Origin of the sequence: Staphylococcus simulans, from assembly GCF_002994445.1 — a bacterium.
Classification (GTDB): Bacteria; Bacillota; Bacilli; order Staphylococcales; family Staphylococcaceae; genus Staphylococcus; species Staphylococcus simulans_B.
Genome location: NZ_MRZJ01000004.1, coordinates 63,377 through 78,622 on the forward strand (window position 1 = coordinate 63,377; position 15,246 = coordinate 78,622).

At 38.1% G+C, this 15,246-nt stretch carries 12 protein-coding genes; 8 read left to right on the forward strand and 4 right to left on the reverse strand.

All coding sequences use genetic code 11. From position 1 onward, the window contains the following. Positions 1-30: 30 nt before the first annotated feature. Positions 31-1,116: a lipoteichoic acid biosynthesis protein CozEa gene (cozEa, locus tag C7N65_RS06725; protein ID WP_105993712.1), complete on the reverse strand. Its 1,086-nt coding sequence runs from the start codon at positions 1,114-1,116 to the stop codon at positions 31-33. 171 nt (positions 1,117-1,287) lie between these two features. After that, positions 1,288-2,919, reverse strand: coding sequence for an alanine/glycine:cation symporter family protein (locus C7N65_RS06730; protein ID WP_105993713.1), 1,632 nt, complete (start codon positions 2,917-2,919; stop codon positions 1,288-1,290). 304 nt (positions 2,920-3,223) lie between these two features. Here C7N65_RS06730 and C7N65_RS06735 point away from each other — a divergent pair, with 304 nt between their 5' ends. Further along, positions 3,224-3,958: an esterase family protein gene (locus tag C7N65_RS06735; protein WP_105993714.1), complete on the forward strand. Its 735-nt coding sequence runs from the start codon at positions 3,224-3,226 to the stop codon at positions 3,956-3,958. Positions 3,959-4,054: 96 nt separating this feature from the next. Then, complete coding sequence (locus C7N65_RS06740) at positions 4,055-4,564, forward strand: YjcG family protein (RefSeq protein WP_105993715.1); 510 nt, start codon at positions 4,055-4,057, stop codon at positions 4,562-4,564. Positions 4,565-4,774: 210 nt separating this feature from the next. Here the strand turns inward: C7N65_RS06740 and ltaA are convergent, their stop codons facing one another. Next, on the reverse strand, positions 4,775-5,974 hold the full coding sequence (ltaA, locus tag C7N65_RS06745) for a lipoteichoic acid biosynthesis MFS flippase LtaA (protein ID WP_105993716.1): 1,200 nt from the start codon (positions 5,972-5,974) through the stop codon (positions 4,775-4,777). Then, entirely contained in the window at positions 5,952-7,127 is a 1,176-nt protein-coding gene (locus tag C7N65_RS06750; RefSeq protein ID WP_105993717.1) for a diglucosyl diacylglycerol synthase, read from the reverse strand. The genes ltaA and C7N65_RS06750 overlap by 23 nt, the downstream gene beginning before the upstream one ends. A gap of 386 nt (positions 7,128-7,513) precedes the next feature. On the opposite strand from C7N65_RS06750, the gene C7N65_RS06755 reads away from it, so the two are divergent. The 6 genes from C7N65_RS06755 to C7N65_RS06780 all read left to right on the forward strand — a co-directional run bounded on the left by C7N65_RS06755 (position 7,514) and on the right by C7N65_RS06780 (position 15,173). Then, positions 7,514-8,998: a UDP-N-acetylmuramoyl-L-alanyl-D-glutamate--L-lysine ligase gene (locus C7N65_RS06755; protein WP_105993718.1), complete on the forward strand. Its 1,485-nt coding sequence runs from the start codon at positions 7,514-7,516 to the stop codon at positions 8,996-8,998. Beyond that, positions 8,979-9,236, forward strand: a complete 258-nt coding sequence (locus C7N65_RS06760) for a YueH family protein (RefSeq protein WP_105993719.1) — start codon at positions 8,979-8,981, stop codon at positions 9,234-9,236. Before C7N65_RS06755 ends, C7N65_RS06760 begins: the two co-directional genes overlap by 20 nt. Next, a complete protein-coding gene (locus C7N65_RS06765; RefSeq protein ID WP_105993720.1) occupies positions 9,233-10,795 on the forward strand; it encodes a peptide chain release factor 3 in 1,563 nt (520 codons plus the stop codon). Before C7N65_RS06760 ends, C7N65_RS06765 begins: the two co-directional genes overlap by 4 nt. Before the next feature lie 352 nt (positions 10,796-11,147). Next, positions 11,148-11,951: a TerC family protein gene (locus C7N65_RS06770; protein WP_105993721.1), complete on the forward strand. Its 804-nt coding sequence runs from the start codon at positions 11,148-11,150 to the stop codon at positions 11,949-11,951. A gap of 160 nt (positions 11,952-12,111) precedes the next feature. Then, a complete protein-coding gene (locus C7N65_RS06775) occupies positions 12,112-13,797 on the forward strand; it encodes a S1C family serine protease (RefSeq protein WP_415918791.1) in 1,686 nt (561 codons plus the stop codon). A gap of 17 nt (positions 13,798-13,814) precedes the next feature. Next, positions 13,815-15,173, forward strand: coding sequence for a TrkH family potassium uptake protein (locus tag C7N65_RS06780; protein WP_105993723.1), 1,359 nt, complete (start codon positions 13,815-13,817; stop codon positions 15,171-15,173). Positions 15,174-15,246 lie beyond the last annotated feature (73 nt).

Below are 15,246 nucleotides of genomic sequence, written 5' to 3' on the forward strand. Positions count from 1 at the left end.
GCGGACAGAACGTTTTTATAATTGAGCACACTAATCTTTTACTTCGCTTTTCGCTTTTAACATAATCTCTTGGCGATATTTAAAGACATTGCGCACTACTGTTTTAATCACTGCGTATAATGGTACTGCGACTAAGATTAAGACGAAACCGCCTAAGTTGCCTGCAGCTAAAATGACAATGATGATAGTTAATGGGTGAATGCTTAATGATTTACCCATGACGTTAGGCGTGATGACATTACCTTCTAATTGTTGTGCAATCAACGTGACCACACAGACCCAAATGAAAGCTGTGGGACTTTGAATGATACCGATAATTGCAGCCGGTAAGAAGGACATCCATGGTCCTAAGAATGGAATCATATTTGCGACACCTGCAAAGAGGACGAGTAATAATGTATATTCTAAACCGATAATGGTATAACCGATATAAAGAATGATACCTAAAATAACACTGACTGTTACTTGGCCTTGAATGTAAGATTGCAGCGTATTGTTAACGTCTTTTAAAAGGTTAGTCACAAAGATTTTACGATCGCCGTTGAATAACTTTGCAATAGAAGGGATGAATTTTTCATGATCCTTCAGCATATAAATTAAGAAGAACGGCACCATGATTAATAAGAATAATGTTGAGATAATTTGCGATACAATCGAAATAGAGTTAGACAAGATGTTTGTCACATTATCCCCAAATGATTTCACGACTTTATTGATACGGTCTGACACATCATTCGGCAATTTGTCCATTTGATCAAGCGCATAAGTTACAATTCCTTGTGCTTCTTTTTGAAGCTGCGGTGCTTGTTGGATTAAACCATTGATTTGGTTGGCGATTAAAGGCACAACCACTGTAACTGCGGTCGCAGTCAAACCGATTAAAATGACGAAGATAATCGAAATACTGCCCCAACGCGGTATTTTATGTTTTTCTAAGAACTTTTGAAGTGGTAAGAAGACATAAAATAAGAAGCCGCTTAGGATAAATGGTAATAACACAGATTGAATAATAATAATGAACGGTTCAAATATTACATGTACTTCCATTATCAATTTGATTAATAGAAATAATATGATTAACATGATTCCCGTTCGGAACCATACTTTATTCAGCATTGTTAGCGTCCTCCTAAAGAAATAGACTTATACATCATTATAGCTTACTTCATAATGATGAAAAAGGAATAATTTTAACGTAATGTCGATTACGGATTAAGATTATGTATTATATTTGTGAAAATATAAGAAAAGAGAAAGTACCTTATTTAGTACCTTCTCTGATAGATTTTAAACTTCTTCTAATTTTCCTTTTACAGGAGGAGGCGAATCATCAGACATATCTTCACCATCTTCGCTGAAATGTGCTTCTTTCAAACGTTTCGGATAGTCTTCAAGCCAGAAAGTCGCATTTGGTAATTTTTTAGGGTCTGGATGATAAATCGCAAAGTTCCCAGAACCTTTTTTCTTCATTTGATATTCATAGTCTTTTAAGGCATCTACTGCTGGTCGATGCAGAATCCAGATTGCGATAATATTGAGCCATGCCATCATACCTACACCTAAGTCGCCCATACTCCAAGCTACATCTGCAGTTTTAATCGAACCGTAGAATGCCGCAAAGATTAATGCAATTCGTGCAACATTAATCCAAATTTTTGAAGTGAAGACAGAACTGTTTCGTGTCATGTAGGCAATATTTGTTTCTGCGATGTAGTAATAGGCAAGTATTGTTGTAAAGGCAAAGAAGAATAACGCAATCGCAATGAAGTAAGAACCAAAGCCTGAGAATGCAGGATCAAAGTGATAGCTTCCGCCTTGAAGGGCTTTATCGATACCTGCTTGTGCATACATGGCAGTACCTGAATAGTCTTTTGTACCGTCCGCACTTTGTACGAAAATACCATTATCTTTAATTAATTTCGGAATACCGCCAGGCCCTACTTCACCATTAGTTGTGTTGTAAGTACCTGAGATTAAAATGATTAAAGCTGTCGCAGTACATACGAATAATGTATCGACATAGACTGAGAAGGATTGAACTAAACCTTGTTTTGCCGGATGCGATACTTCTGCAGCAGAAGCTGCGTGCGGTCCAGTCCCTTGACCAGCTTCGTTAGAATATAAACCACGTTTTACACCGATTTCAATCATTGCCCCAAAGATACCTCCGAATGCGGCTTGCATTCCAAAAGCCGATTTGAAGATTAATACGAATAGGGCAGGGACAGCTTGAATATTAATCACAATAATAAAGACTGCCATCAAGATATAAAGAATAGCCATAAATGGTACGACAGCTGTCGCAACATTTGCGATCCATTTAACACCGCCGAAGATAATCAAAGCTAAGATAACTGCGATGGTAATCGCAATGACCCAATTCGGAATTTGGAAAGCGTTGTTCATAGAGCTTGCAATCGCATTAGACTGCACACCCGGTAATAATAAACCAACGGAAATAACTGTTACAACCGCAAAGATCAAGCCGTAGATTTTACCCAGTTTGCCTTTAATACCATATTCGATATAGTAAGCAGGCCCACCGCGGTATTCGCCTTTTTCTTCACGTTTGAAGATTTGACCTAAAGTGGATTCGATAAATGCACTGCTTGCCCCTAAGAATGCAGTGACCCACATCCAAAATACGGCACCAGGTCCCCCGATAAAGATAGCTGTTGATACACCGACAATGTTACCAGTCCCGACACGCCCGGCTAACGAGAGTGCAATGGCTTGGAAACTTGAGATACCAGTAGGTGATTTCTCCCCATGAAACATCAGTCGGATCATTTCTTTAAAATGCCTGACTTGGAAGAATTTCATCATCAATGAAAATAAAATTCCAGTAATCAATAAACCATAAACGAGCGGTTTACTCCACACAACCTCATTAAACCAAGCTACAAAACTTTCTAGCATAATGATTTCCCCCTTATAAAGCGAACAAAAGAAAACGCTTACATTTTACCCCTAAAAAATAAGCTGTCCTTGTCAACTTCTGTATGTGTTTCGACATGCGTTAGTTACAGTGATTTTTTATAATTATACTGTGGCTAAAGATTCCGTGCAACAGTTTTAATAAAATTAATGATTGAATTTAATAATTAAAACCTAATTGGATTAATCGGAATAACGCATTGAACGTAGATAGAGTCTGGGTTAATACAAAATCCGTGTAAAAATTGTTAAAATGAAAATATGACAAAAATGAGGAGAGAGTATTGTGACAGAATTAAAAGCAGGTACCATTAATAAAACTATTTTTCACAGTGATATCTTAGAACGTGATATTACGTTATCGATATATTTACCTGAAAATTACACGCCTTTGTTTAAATATAAAGTTGTTTTTTGTTTTGACGGCTTGGATTTCTTTCGTTTCGGACAAATCCATCGTGCCTATGAACGTTTAAGAAAAAATGAAAAAGTCGAACGTGCTATTATTATCGGATTCCATTATGAAACGGTAGATAAACGCAGAGAAGAATTTTCACCTGACGGCAGCCGTTCTCCATTAACAGTGAAGGCAATGGGACAAGAAATTCTGCCGTATATCGATAAAACCTTCCCGACTTTCAAAGTCGCAAGCGGACGTATTTTATTAGGGGACAGCTTAGCAGGTTCGATTGCATTGATGACTGCATTATCTTATCCGCGCTTGTTTAATCAAGTCGGCATGTTCAGTCCGATGTTCAATGAAGTAGTGGATTTGCTCGCAAACCGCTGTCAATTTATTGATCAGTTGAATGTATGGCAAGCAGTCGGTAAAGAAGAAATTGATTTTGCGCTGCCGACAACAGGGGAACGTGCTGATTTCTTAACGCCGAATAGAGAACTTAAAGCATTATTTGAACAGCTTCAAGTCACACATCATTATGAAGAGTTTGATGGGGGACATCGTTGGAAATACTGGAAAAAATTAATGGAACCTTTATTATTATATTTCTTGGCAGAATAGATTATTCAGTTAATTCTGTAAAGTTTTGGTTTTTGGTAACGATTTCATTCAATATTTGCTATAATGGCCATATAGTTCAATTAAGGAGGAATTCAAATGATTTTAGGGTTAGCATTAATTCCATCAAAAACGTTCCGTGAAAAAATTGATGCATATCGTAAACGTTACGACGAACGCTATGCACAAATTCCGCCTCATATCACAATCAAAGATTCATTTGAGGTAGAAGAAGGAGATTTAGATAAAGTAAAAGAAGAAATCAAATCACGTATCGAAGGTATTGAACCACTATACATTCATGCGACAAAAGCTTCTAACTTTGCGCCTGTGAATAATGTGATTTATTTCAAAGTTGAAAAAACACCAGAATTAGAAGAATTGAATGATCGTTTCAACAACGGTGATTTCCATGGCCAACCAGAACACTCATTTGTTCCGCATTTTACAATTGCTCAAGGTTTAACAAGCCAAGAATTCGAAGATATCTTCGGCCAAGTTAAACTGGCTGGTATTGACTATGAAGAAACAATCAGTGCATTAACATTGATGAAATACGACGATGAAGAAGAAAAATGGGTGGAAATCGACACATTCAATTTTAAATAATACGCATCAGCATTAGACGTGATGTAGTTCATACAAGAAAAGTACGAGGCTGAGACATTGTGCATGTGAGGGCAGCGATAAACTAAGTATTCACTACCATTATCTTCAATGTCTTAACCTCTTGCTTTTAAATACATATATGATAAAAGGCAACCACTTCCATACATAAACGGAAATGGTTGCCTTATTTATTATACTTTCTATACAAGTTTAAGCTTGTGTTTGTTTTGATATTCGCAAGAAGTAAATTCCGTAGAATACAGCTAAGAAAACAAAGACGCCGCCTGAGAAATAGAAAGTCATATTCAAATTGTTGGTGAATTGGTATAACATACCGCCGATTAATGGTCCGATCATTGCACCGACACCTTGGATACTGTTGAAAACACCCCATGTTTCTTCTTGTTCATCTTTCTTAATGAACTTGCTCATAAAGGTGTTCCAAGCAGGCAGCAAGAACCCATACATTAAACCGATGAACAGTGCTACACCCCATACGACATAAATTTGTGTAATGATAGATAAGCTGAATATCGCAAGTGTGTACAAGATAAAACCGGTAAAGATGGCACTGTACATGAATTTTCTGCCATGATGGTCGATGATTTTAGATAAAAACAGCATTGAAATGGCACAACCGACACCGCCGATAATTAAAGCAGCGGTATATTCTACCATGCTGACTTTAACGACTTTTGTTGCATAAGTCGGCAAAATAGGGACCAATGCACTGATAGATGCACCTTGCAAGATAATACCTGGGAAGAGTACACCGTTGGAATGAGCTACACGTTTAATTTGTGCAAGCTGTTCTTTTAGACGGCGTGTTTTGTAGTTGGTTAAACGGATTTTTACGAAGTAGTAAAGTATCCATGCAAATAACACTACAAGTGCCATTAAGAATGTGAAATGCGTCGGATGGACTTTCACAATCAGCAGCATGCCGATCATCCCTGCAAGTAAACCAAAGAGCCATGAGAAATAGACATGGCCCATTTGTTTACCGCGTGATTCGTCTCTGACACTAGAGAGCATAATGACCCAAATCGGACTCGAAGCAACCCCTAATAAGATTGCACTTAAAATCAAGACGATGGGATTATATGGGAACCAAATGACTAAGAATAAACTGCCGAAAGCAAGCAAGAAGCCGAGTGTTAAGACCGGCTTCGCTCCAAAGCGTTTCAATAAGAAACCGACAACAAAGTTCGTTGCCGCATCAGAAATATAATGAATAGAAACTGCCGCAGACGTCACACCGACTGCTACGGAGGATACCGTAGGCAAGAAAGGCAAGTAGCCGAGTACAAACATACCGCGCGCAAATTCCATAAAGAATAAGATAAACAACATAATTATGAAATTACGTTTATAGTTATTGTTGGATTTACTTGAGGAAGAGCTTTGCATATAATGGTACCTTTCCATAAATTTCTTCAGCTTGTGAAGATTCATCTAATAGATGTAAAAGGTCTCGGCATAATTTATAGGTAGGGTACTTGACTTTCAATTCTTGCATACGTGCTGACATCGCTTTTAACGCTGTTTCATCTTGTGTCAGTGAAGTAATCAAAGCAATGGCTTCTTCTGTCGTATCAGCCACTTTACCCATACCTTTAGCTTCAAAGTAATAGGCATTTTCAAGTTCTTGGCCAGGTGCAGGGTCTAAGAAAATCATAGGAACTCTGCGTGCTAAAGCTTCTGAAATTGTAATGCCGCCTGGTTTGGTTACCATTAAGTCAGCAGAAGCCATCCATTCGTTCATATGATGTGTATAACCTAAGATTAAGACATTTTTGTTTGTCTTGAATTGATATTTCAAGCTGCGTCTTAATTCTTTGTTTTTGCCGCAAACCATGACAACTTGCGTTTCAGGCGAGCGCTCTAAAATATCTGAAATCATTGCTTCAAATCCTTTAGATACACCAAAAGCACCTGCAGACATTAAAATAGTCGGACGGTTAGGATCTAAATGATTTTTACGCATCCAAGCTGCTTTATCAATATCTTCATCAAATTGTTCTGAAATAGGAATACCTGTAACTTTTATAATATCTTGTGGTACGCCGATAGCTTTAAATTCTTGCTTCAAATCTTCTGTAGCGACATAGTAACGTGAAGAGTGGGGTGTGACCCAGTTTTTATGTAAGCGATAATCTGTCATTACCGTCGCAATCGGAATGTTCATATTAAATTGTTCGGTTAATACTGACATGACTGGTGTCGGGAATGTCAGCAATATCAAATCCGGTTTTTCTTTTATCAACAAATTAATCAGTTTGTTCAGACCGTAATATTTGTAAAAGCATTTATCAATGTCTTGTGGGCGGCTATAATAAAAACGCTTGTATGAATTTCTGAAATACTTAAAACTATTGATATAATATTTCTTGCAAATGGAAGTCAAAATAGGATGTGCTTCTAAAAACAAATCATGCTCAATCACAGAAAGATGTTTGAGATTCATTTCATTTAATTGATTCACAACGCTATTGGTCACCTGCAAATGGCCGTTCCCGAAAGAACCTGTAATTATCAATATCTTCTTATTTTGAGTAACCATGAAAGCAGCCACCCTCCAGTTAGTAGATTTAATGTTACCTATTTGAACGCAATTGTTTTAGTACAACTGCTTTGCCTACAGTTTAACGTATGTTGCATTTATATTAAATAGTATTGACGCTAACATCACTGAATTATAACACTTATTAACACACTATAAAAATATTTTCATACTATCTTAACATTTATCACAAAAATTAAAGTTAGGCATTATCTATTTCTATAGCCTAAACCTGATATGCTAAACTTGAAAAAACAAATTGCAATGGTGCTGTTGATATAATTATCAATGAGAAAACGATACAATAGAAAATGAGTTTTCGTATTTAGATTTCTGAAGGAAAAATGTATAATATTATAGTATTGGACTAAGAAGGGGCGATCGATGTGAAAGCGAACGAATTGTTCGAAAAGATAAAATCGAAACAAGTGCTTGGCAGTTTAGACAGAGAAATTAATGATGTAACAACAGATTCTCGTACTGCAAAAGAAGGCAGTATCTTTGTAGCATCTAAAGGTTATACAGTAGACAGTCATAAATTCTGCCAAGATGTCGTAAATCAAGGATGCAAAGTGATTGTAGTAGAACGCAAACAAGACTTGCAAGGAGATGTGACACAAGTGGTGGTGCCGCATACAAGACGTGTGGCAAGTTTAATTGTACATAAGCTGTATCACTATCCGAGCGAGCAATTAGTCACATATGGTGTGACAGGAACCAACGGCAAAACATCTATTGCGACGATGATTCATTTAATCCACCGCAAACTCGGCAAAGGCAGTGCTTATTTAGGTACAAACGGCTACCAAATTAATGAAACTGTCACAAAAGGCGAGAATACGACGCCTGAAACAGTGACATTGACTAAAAAGGTGCATGAAGCGGTTGAAGCGGGTGCAGAAGCAATGACGTTAGAAGTCTCAAGCCACGGTTTAGCTTTAGGACGCTTAAGCGGTGTTGAATTCGACGTCGCAATCTTTTCAAATTTAACGCAAGACCACTTAGATTTCCACGGTACAATGGAAGCTTATGGTCATGCCAAATCTTTATTATTCAGTCAGCTTGGCGAAGATTTAAGCAAAGAAAAATATGCGATTGTCAACGAAGATGACGATTTCTCAGAATATCTTAAAAGTGTAACGCCTTATGAAGTCTTTACGTATGGTATTCACAGACCTGCGCAATTCAAAGTAGAACATATCAAAGAGTCGTTAACAGGCGCAACATTTGATTTTGTGACACCTGACGGTACTTTCCATGTGGAATCGCCTTATGTAGGGCAATTTAATATTTCCAATATTATGGCAGCCATGACAGCGGTTTGGAGTAAAGGTACGCCTATGCAGGATATTGTTAATGTGGTCAGTCAATTAGACCCTGTAGAAGGACGTTTAGAAGTATTAGATCCATCATTGCCGATTGACTTGATTATCGATTATGCACACACAACTGACGGCATTGAAAAGCTGATTGATGCAGTGAAACCTTTTGTGAAACAAAAATTAATCTTTTTAATCGGTATGGCAGGTGAACGTGATTTGACGAAAACACCTGAAATGGGCAAACAAGCATGCCGTGCAGATTATGTTATTTTCACGCCTGACAATCCAGCCAATGATGACCCTAAAATGCTGACGGCTGAACTTGCAAAAGGTGCAACACATGATAATTATGTAGAATTTACAGATCGTGCTGAAGGTATCCGCCATGCGATTGAAGTCGCAGAACCAGGCGATACAGTGGTATTAGCTTCTAAAGGCCGCGAACCTTATCAAATCATGCCGGGACATGTTAAAGTACCGCACCGTGATGATTTAATCGGTTTAGAAGCAGCATACAAGAAATTCGGAGGTGGCCCTTCTGAAGATTAGAACACTTCAAGCGATAGAAGGCGCGCAAGCTTTTTGTTATACAGATGATACGATGCAGACAGTACTGATTGCTATTTCGGATCTGAACTGGTCTGCAGAGTTAGATAAGAAGGGGTCAGCAGAAGATGTAGAAGAAGAATTGATTATGAATTTATTTAACTTGATGGATGAGGCTGAGGCAGAACACTTAGCACATGAACTGACTTTAATTATTTTTGATAAAGGAGACAACATATGAGTATAAAGGATGAAATCGAATCCAGAAAAACCTTTGCGATTATTTCTCACCCGGATGCTGGGAAAACAACACTAACTGAGAAATTACTGTTATTCGGCGGAGCGATTCGTGAAGCAGGTACAGTAAAAGGTAAAAAATCAGGCAAATTCGCAACGAGTGACTGGATGAAAGTAGAACAAGAACGTGGTATTTCTGTCACAAGTTCTGTGATGCAGTTTAACTACGATCATTATAATATTAATATTTTAGATACACCTGGACACGAAGACTTCTCAGAAGATACGTATCGTACTTTAATGGCAGTGGACAGTGCAGTGATGGTTATCGACTGTGCAAAAGGGATCGAACCGCAAACACTTAAACTCTTCAAAGTATGTAAAATGCGCGGTATTCCTATCTTCACTTTCATCAATAAATTGGACCGTGTGGGTAAAGAACCTTTCGAATTGTTAGATGAAATTGAAGAAACATTGAATATTAAAACTTATCCGATGAACTGGCCTGTAGGTATGGGTCAAAACTTCTTTGGTATTATCGATAGAGAACATCGTACAATCGAGCCTTTCAGAGATGAAGAACATTTACTGCATATTAATGAAGATTATGAGTTGGAAGAAGAACATGCGATTACAAATGATAGTACTTTCGAACAAGCAATCGAAGAGTTTATGTTAGTGGAAGAAGCGGGCGAAGACTTTGATAATGACATGCTGTTAGCTGGTGAATTAACACCTGTATTCTTTGGTTCAGCATTAGCCAACTTCGGTGTACAGAATTTCTTGAACGCTTATGTCGACCATGCGCCGATGCCGAATGGCCGTTTAACGAAAGACGAAGAAGAAGTAAGTCCGTTTGCGCCTGACTTCTCTGGCTTTATCTTTAAAATCCAAGCCAACATGGATCCTAAACACCGTGACAGAATCGCATTTATGCGTATTGTCAGCGGGGCATTCGAACGTGGTATGGATGTTAAATTGCAACGTACGAATAAAAAGTCTAAAGTTACACGTTCGACATCATTTATGGCTGATGATAAAGAAACAATCAACCACGCCGTTGCAGGAGATATTATCGGCTTGTACGATACAGGCAACTATCAAATCGGAGATACATTAGTCGGCGGCAACCAAAAATACAGCTTTGAAGATTTACCACAGTTCACACCTGAACTGTTTATGAAAGTATCGCCGAAAAACGTTATGAAACAAAAACATTTCCATAAAGGTATTGAGCAGCTGGTACAAGAAGGTGCTATTCAATACTATAAAACATTGCATACGAACCAGATTATTTTAGGGGCAGTCGGACAGTTGCAATTTGAAGTGTTCGAGCACCGTATGAACAATGAATATAATGTGGATGTTATTATGGAACCGGTCGGCCGCAAAATTGCACGCTGGGTAGAAAATGAAGATGCGATTCAAGATAAAATGAGTACAGCACGTTCTATTTTGGTACAAGACCGCTATGAACAAAAAGTATTCTTATTTGAAAACGAATTTGCGACACGATGGTTTGAAGAAAAATTCCCTGAAATTAAACTTTATAGTTTATTGTAAGACTGTAATAGGGTATACTTATTTTAAATAATTGAATACCTATGACAGTCATGTCAGAGGGGAGTAACTTACGAAGTCGGAATTAAGTCCGCTTCAACATTTTGTCGTCATTACGAAGTGCCTGACACTTCCGGTAAAATGGAATGCATATAATAAAGATATGTTTTCAAGTGAGACCTTTGCTATTTATTTAGCATAGGTCTCTTTTATTTTGTATCAAATTGTACTAAAGATGTTTGAACACGATTTAAAACGGCGATAAATAGAAAAGCAGCTTTTTAATCACAAACATGATAGAACAATGTCAAGCAACTTCAGCACACGATGATTTTTAATAAGGAGTGGTCTTTAGATGGATCCGAGTTTAATTTTATCCTACGGATGGGTATTGCTCGTACTCGTATTTTTGGAAGGCTTGCTGGCTGCAGATAACGCAGTTGTAATGGCCGTTATGGTAAGACACTTACCGCCTGAGCAAAGAAAGAAAGCATTATTTTACGGTTTACTAGGTGCATTTGTTTTTCGTTTTGCATCACTATTCTTAATCAGTTACTTGGTCAACTTCTGGTTTATCCAAGCAGCAGGTGCCGCTTATTTAATTTATATGTCAGCGCGCAACCTTTATAAATTCTTTAAAGCCAATGGCCATGGCCCAGACCAGCCTGAAGGCGATGACCATCACTTTGATGATTTTGGCAAAGAGAAAAAAGCCAGTCCGAAAGAATTCTGGGGTACAGTGGCTAAAGTTGAATTTGCGGATATTGCCTTTGCGATCGACTCTATGTTAGCAGCTATGGCAATTGCCTTTACATTAAAACCGTTAGATATTCATTTCGGCGGAATGGACTTAGGTCAATTCGCAGTAATGTTCCTAGGTGGTATGATTGGTGTTATCTTAATGCGTTTTGCGGCAACTTGGTTTGTCGAATTGCTTAACAAATATCCTGGTCTTGAAGGTGCAGCCTTCGCAATTGTCGGCTGGGTAGGTATTAAATTAGTCATCCTTGTATTAGCACATCCAAAAATCCAAATCATCCCAGAACATTTCCCACATTCAACACTATGGCAAATCATTTTCTGGGCAGTGATGTTAGGACTTGTATTTATCGGCTGGATTTCGTCAGTCCGTCACAATAAACAACAAAAATCTCATTAATCAGATAGAGGATAAAACACTTGATGCGTTCAATTTTGCATCAGGTGTTTTATTTTTGAAAAAAATCAAGGAAAATAGAGAATAAGCACGAATTTACAAGAAATTCATAAAAGATTGTGTCATAATAGACTAGAAAGATTGTAGTGAAGGGGGCGTAATGATGACAGAAGAGAAACAATCAAATGACAAGCATCAGCCGGATGAAAAACAAGTCATTCCTAAAAGTCATTATAAGCGAAAACGTCGGGAATTCTTCCATAACGAAGAAAGAGAGCAGCGTGTTCAACAAGAAAAAGAACAGCAGCAGCAAGAAAAAGAAAAAGCAGCAATGCAAGCTAAGAATAATGAAGAACGTGTTAAAGACAATTTAAGAAAAGCACGTATCGAAAAGCTTACACAAGAAGAAATCAACCATCAACAGGCGGTTGCACAAGGCAAAGAAGCACCTGAGGATGAAAAAGAAACACAAGCAGCAAGTACAAATGAAGTTGTGTCGCCGATTACAGGCATACATAAAGAAAAGGCGTCAGATACAACAGAAGGTGCAAAACAAGAAGCAGTAAAAAATCAAAAAGAAGCCTCAGCATCAGAAAAAGAAGAGGATGCAACAGATGCAAAAGCAGCACCAAAACCTGCATTTTCTCCTGAACAAAAGAGACGAGAAACATCTGATGCACACAATGAAGAAAAAGAAGGACACAATAACCAAGCAGCAGCTTTCTTCCAAAAACATTGGGCTAAAATTGCGATTGCGATCGGTGTTATTATTTTAGTACTCTTACTGTTTGCGATTTTCCATAACTTGCAAAACCGTGATGATGGTACAGCAGGTGATGTGGTAACACTGAGCGGCAGCGGCGATAAGAAACAAACTGCTATGATGAAAGCAGCTAAAAGTTCTATCCACTCCGTGGTTACAGTTGAAAATAAGAGCAAGCAATCCAGCTCAGTAGATAAGGAAACAGCAAAATCTGATAATGAGATTGGTTCAGGTGTCGTCTACAAAAAAGTGGACGACTCCATTTTTATATTGACGAATAGTCATGTAGTAGGAGATAAAAAGACACAGCGTATTCTTTATGATGATTCTAAAGAAACAACAGGCAAAGTGATCGGCAAAGATAAATATTCTGATATTGCTGTGGTGAAAGCAGATGTTGAAAAAGACAGCGACGTCAAAGCAATTCAAATCGGCGATTCGAATCAATTACAGTTGGCAGAACCCGTCATCACTGTCGGCAACCCATTAGGGGCAGATTTTAAAGGCAGTATTTCAAATGGTGTCGTTTCAGGACTTAACCGTAATGTGCCTGTAGATATTGATAAAGACCAAAAATATGATGTGCTGACAAGAGCCTTTCAAATTGATGCGCCTGTCAACCCAGGCAACTCTGGCGGCGCCGTAGTGGATCAAAACGGCAAGTTAGTCGGCATTGTTTCATTGAAAATCGATATGCCTGCAGTTGAAGGTATGGCCTTTGCGATTCCGGTTAATCAAGCAGTCAAACTTGCAAAACAGCTCGAAGAAAAAGGACATGTCAAATATCCGAATACAGGCGTTGCGCTTTCAAATGTAGCTGAATTAAGCGACAGCGAACGTTCGCAATTCAATGTACCAAAAGATGTAGAGCAAGGTGTGGTGGTCAGAGAAGTCACGAGCGATTCTCTAGGAGAAAAAGCAGGTTTAAAAACAGGCGATATTATTGTAGAATTAGATGGTAAAAAAATCGAAGATAACTTAAGATATAGACAGATTGTATTCCAACATAAAGATGATCTGAAACCAATATCGGCAAAACTATATAGAAATGGTAAACTTAAGGATATTACGATTAAATTGAAGTAACGTTGAGGTGAAAAGAGTTGTCCATTTTTAATCAGTTATTCAAAAGATCCAGTCCTCAACAAGGTATTGTCTTATTCTATCTTATAGCAATTATCGCTGCTTTTTTGATGTTGAACTTGCCTTACGTTCTTAAACCCGGCGTAAAGGTCGATCCGATCGACACTTTATTTGTGGCGGTATCAGGTATCAGTGTAACTGGATTAACGCCCGTAACTATAGCAGATACGTATTCAACATTCGGGCAGATAGTGATTATGATTATTTTAAATATCGGCGGTGTCGGAGTTATGGCGCTCGGCACAGTGCTGTGGCTGATTTTAGGCAAACACATCGGCTTGCGAGAACGTCAAATGATTATGCTAGACAATAACCGCCATACAATGAGCGGTGCAGTACAACTGATTATCGAAATTGTCAGAGCTGTATTGCTGATTGAATTAGTAGGTGCGCTGTTATTAGCATTCTACTTTTATCGAGATACTTCTGATATACAGTATGCTTTAATGCAAGGCTTCTTCGTATCAGTAGCATCCACTACGAACGCAGGACTTGATATTACAGGGAACTCATTGATTCCTTATGCAAATGATTACTTTGTACAAACGATAGTGATGTTTTTAATCACTTTAGGTTCAATCGGTTTCCCGGTATTACTTGAAATCAAGGCATACATCAGTAACAGAAATCCGAACTTCCGTTTCTCGCTCTTTGCGAGAATCACGACAATCACATACTTAGCATTATTCGTCTTCGGAACAATTATGATTTTAATCTTAGAGTCCGGCCACGCATTGAAAGGTGCAAGTTGGCACAAAGCACTCTTTTATGCCATGTTCCAATCGACGACAACGAGAAGTGCAGGGCTGCAAACTTTTGATATCACACAATTTACAGATGCGACGAACTCGCTCATGGGTGTATTAATGTTTATCGGTTCTTCTCCAAGTTCAGTAGGCGGAGGGATTCGAACAACGACATTTGCGATTTTAATCCTATTCATGCTGAACTTCAGAACGGATACTGAAAGAAATACGATTAAAGTCTTCAACCGTGAGATTATGCCTTCGGATATTCAAAAGACATTTATGGTGTTCAGTGTCGCAACAATATTAACACTAGCATCTATTATAATTATTCAAGCAACAGAAGGTGCTAAATTCTCAGTGCTTCAAGTATTCTTTGAAGTAATGTCTGCTTTTGGAACCTGCGGTTTATCGCTCGGACTCTCGAGTGATGGCGGCGATATGTCCAAAGTAGTACTGATGGTATTGATGTTTATCGGTCGTGTCGGCTTGATATCCTTCATACTTATGGTCGGCGGACGCAAAGAACCTGTGTTGTATCATTATCCGAAAGAAAAAGTCCAAATCGGTTAATAATGTATTTAAACTCAAATGCTATACACTCATCATAAAAATAAGCATGTGTTTGACTCTTTTATTTAAAAGA

What these genes read in the sequence shown, in the direction of transcription:
- C7N65_RS06770 (WP_105993721.1), top strand. Translation starts at nt 11,148, where the DNA reads ATGGATCCGAGTTTAATTTTATCCTACGGATGGGTATTGCTCGTACTC.
- C7N65_RS06750 (WP_105993717.1), bottom strand. Translation starts at nt 7,127, where the DNA reads ATGGTTACTCAAAATAAGAAGATATTGATAATTACAGGTTCTTTCGGG.
- C7N65_RS06765 (WP_105993720.1), top strand. Translation starts at nt 9,233, where the DNA reads ATGAGTATAAAGGATGAAATCGAATCCAGAAAAACCTTTGCGATTATT.
- C7N65_RS06740 (WP_105993715.1), top strand. Translation starts at nt 4,055, where the DNA reads ATGATTTTAGGGTTAGCATTAATTCCATCAAAAACGTTCCGTGAAAAA.
- cozEa (WP_105993712.1), bottom strand. Translation starts at nt 1,116, where the DNA reads ATGCTGAATAAAGTATGGTTCCGAACGGGAATCATGTTAATCATATTA.
- ltaA (WP_105993716.1), bottom strand. Translation starts at nt 5,974, where the DNA reads ATGCAAAGCTCTTCCTCAAGTAAATCCAACAATAACTATAAACGTAAT.
- C7N65_RS06775 (WP_415918791.1), top strand. Translation starts at nt 12,112, where the DNA reads ATGACAGAAGAGAAACAATCAAATGACAAGCATCAGCCGGATGAAAAA.
- C7N65_RS06730 (WP_105993713.1), bottom strand. Translation starts at nt 2,919, where the DNA reads ATGCTAGAAAGTTTTGTAGCTTGGTTTAATGAGGTTGTGTGGAGTAAA.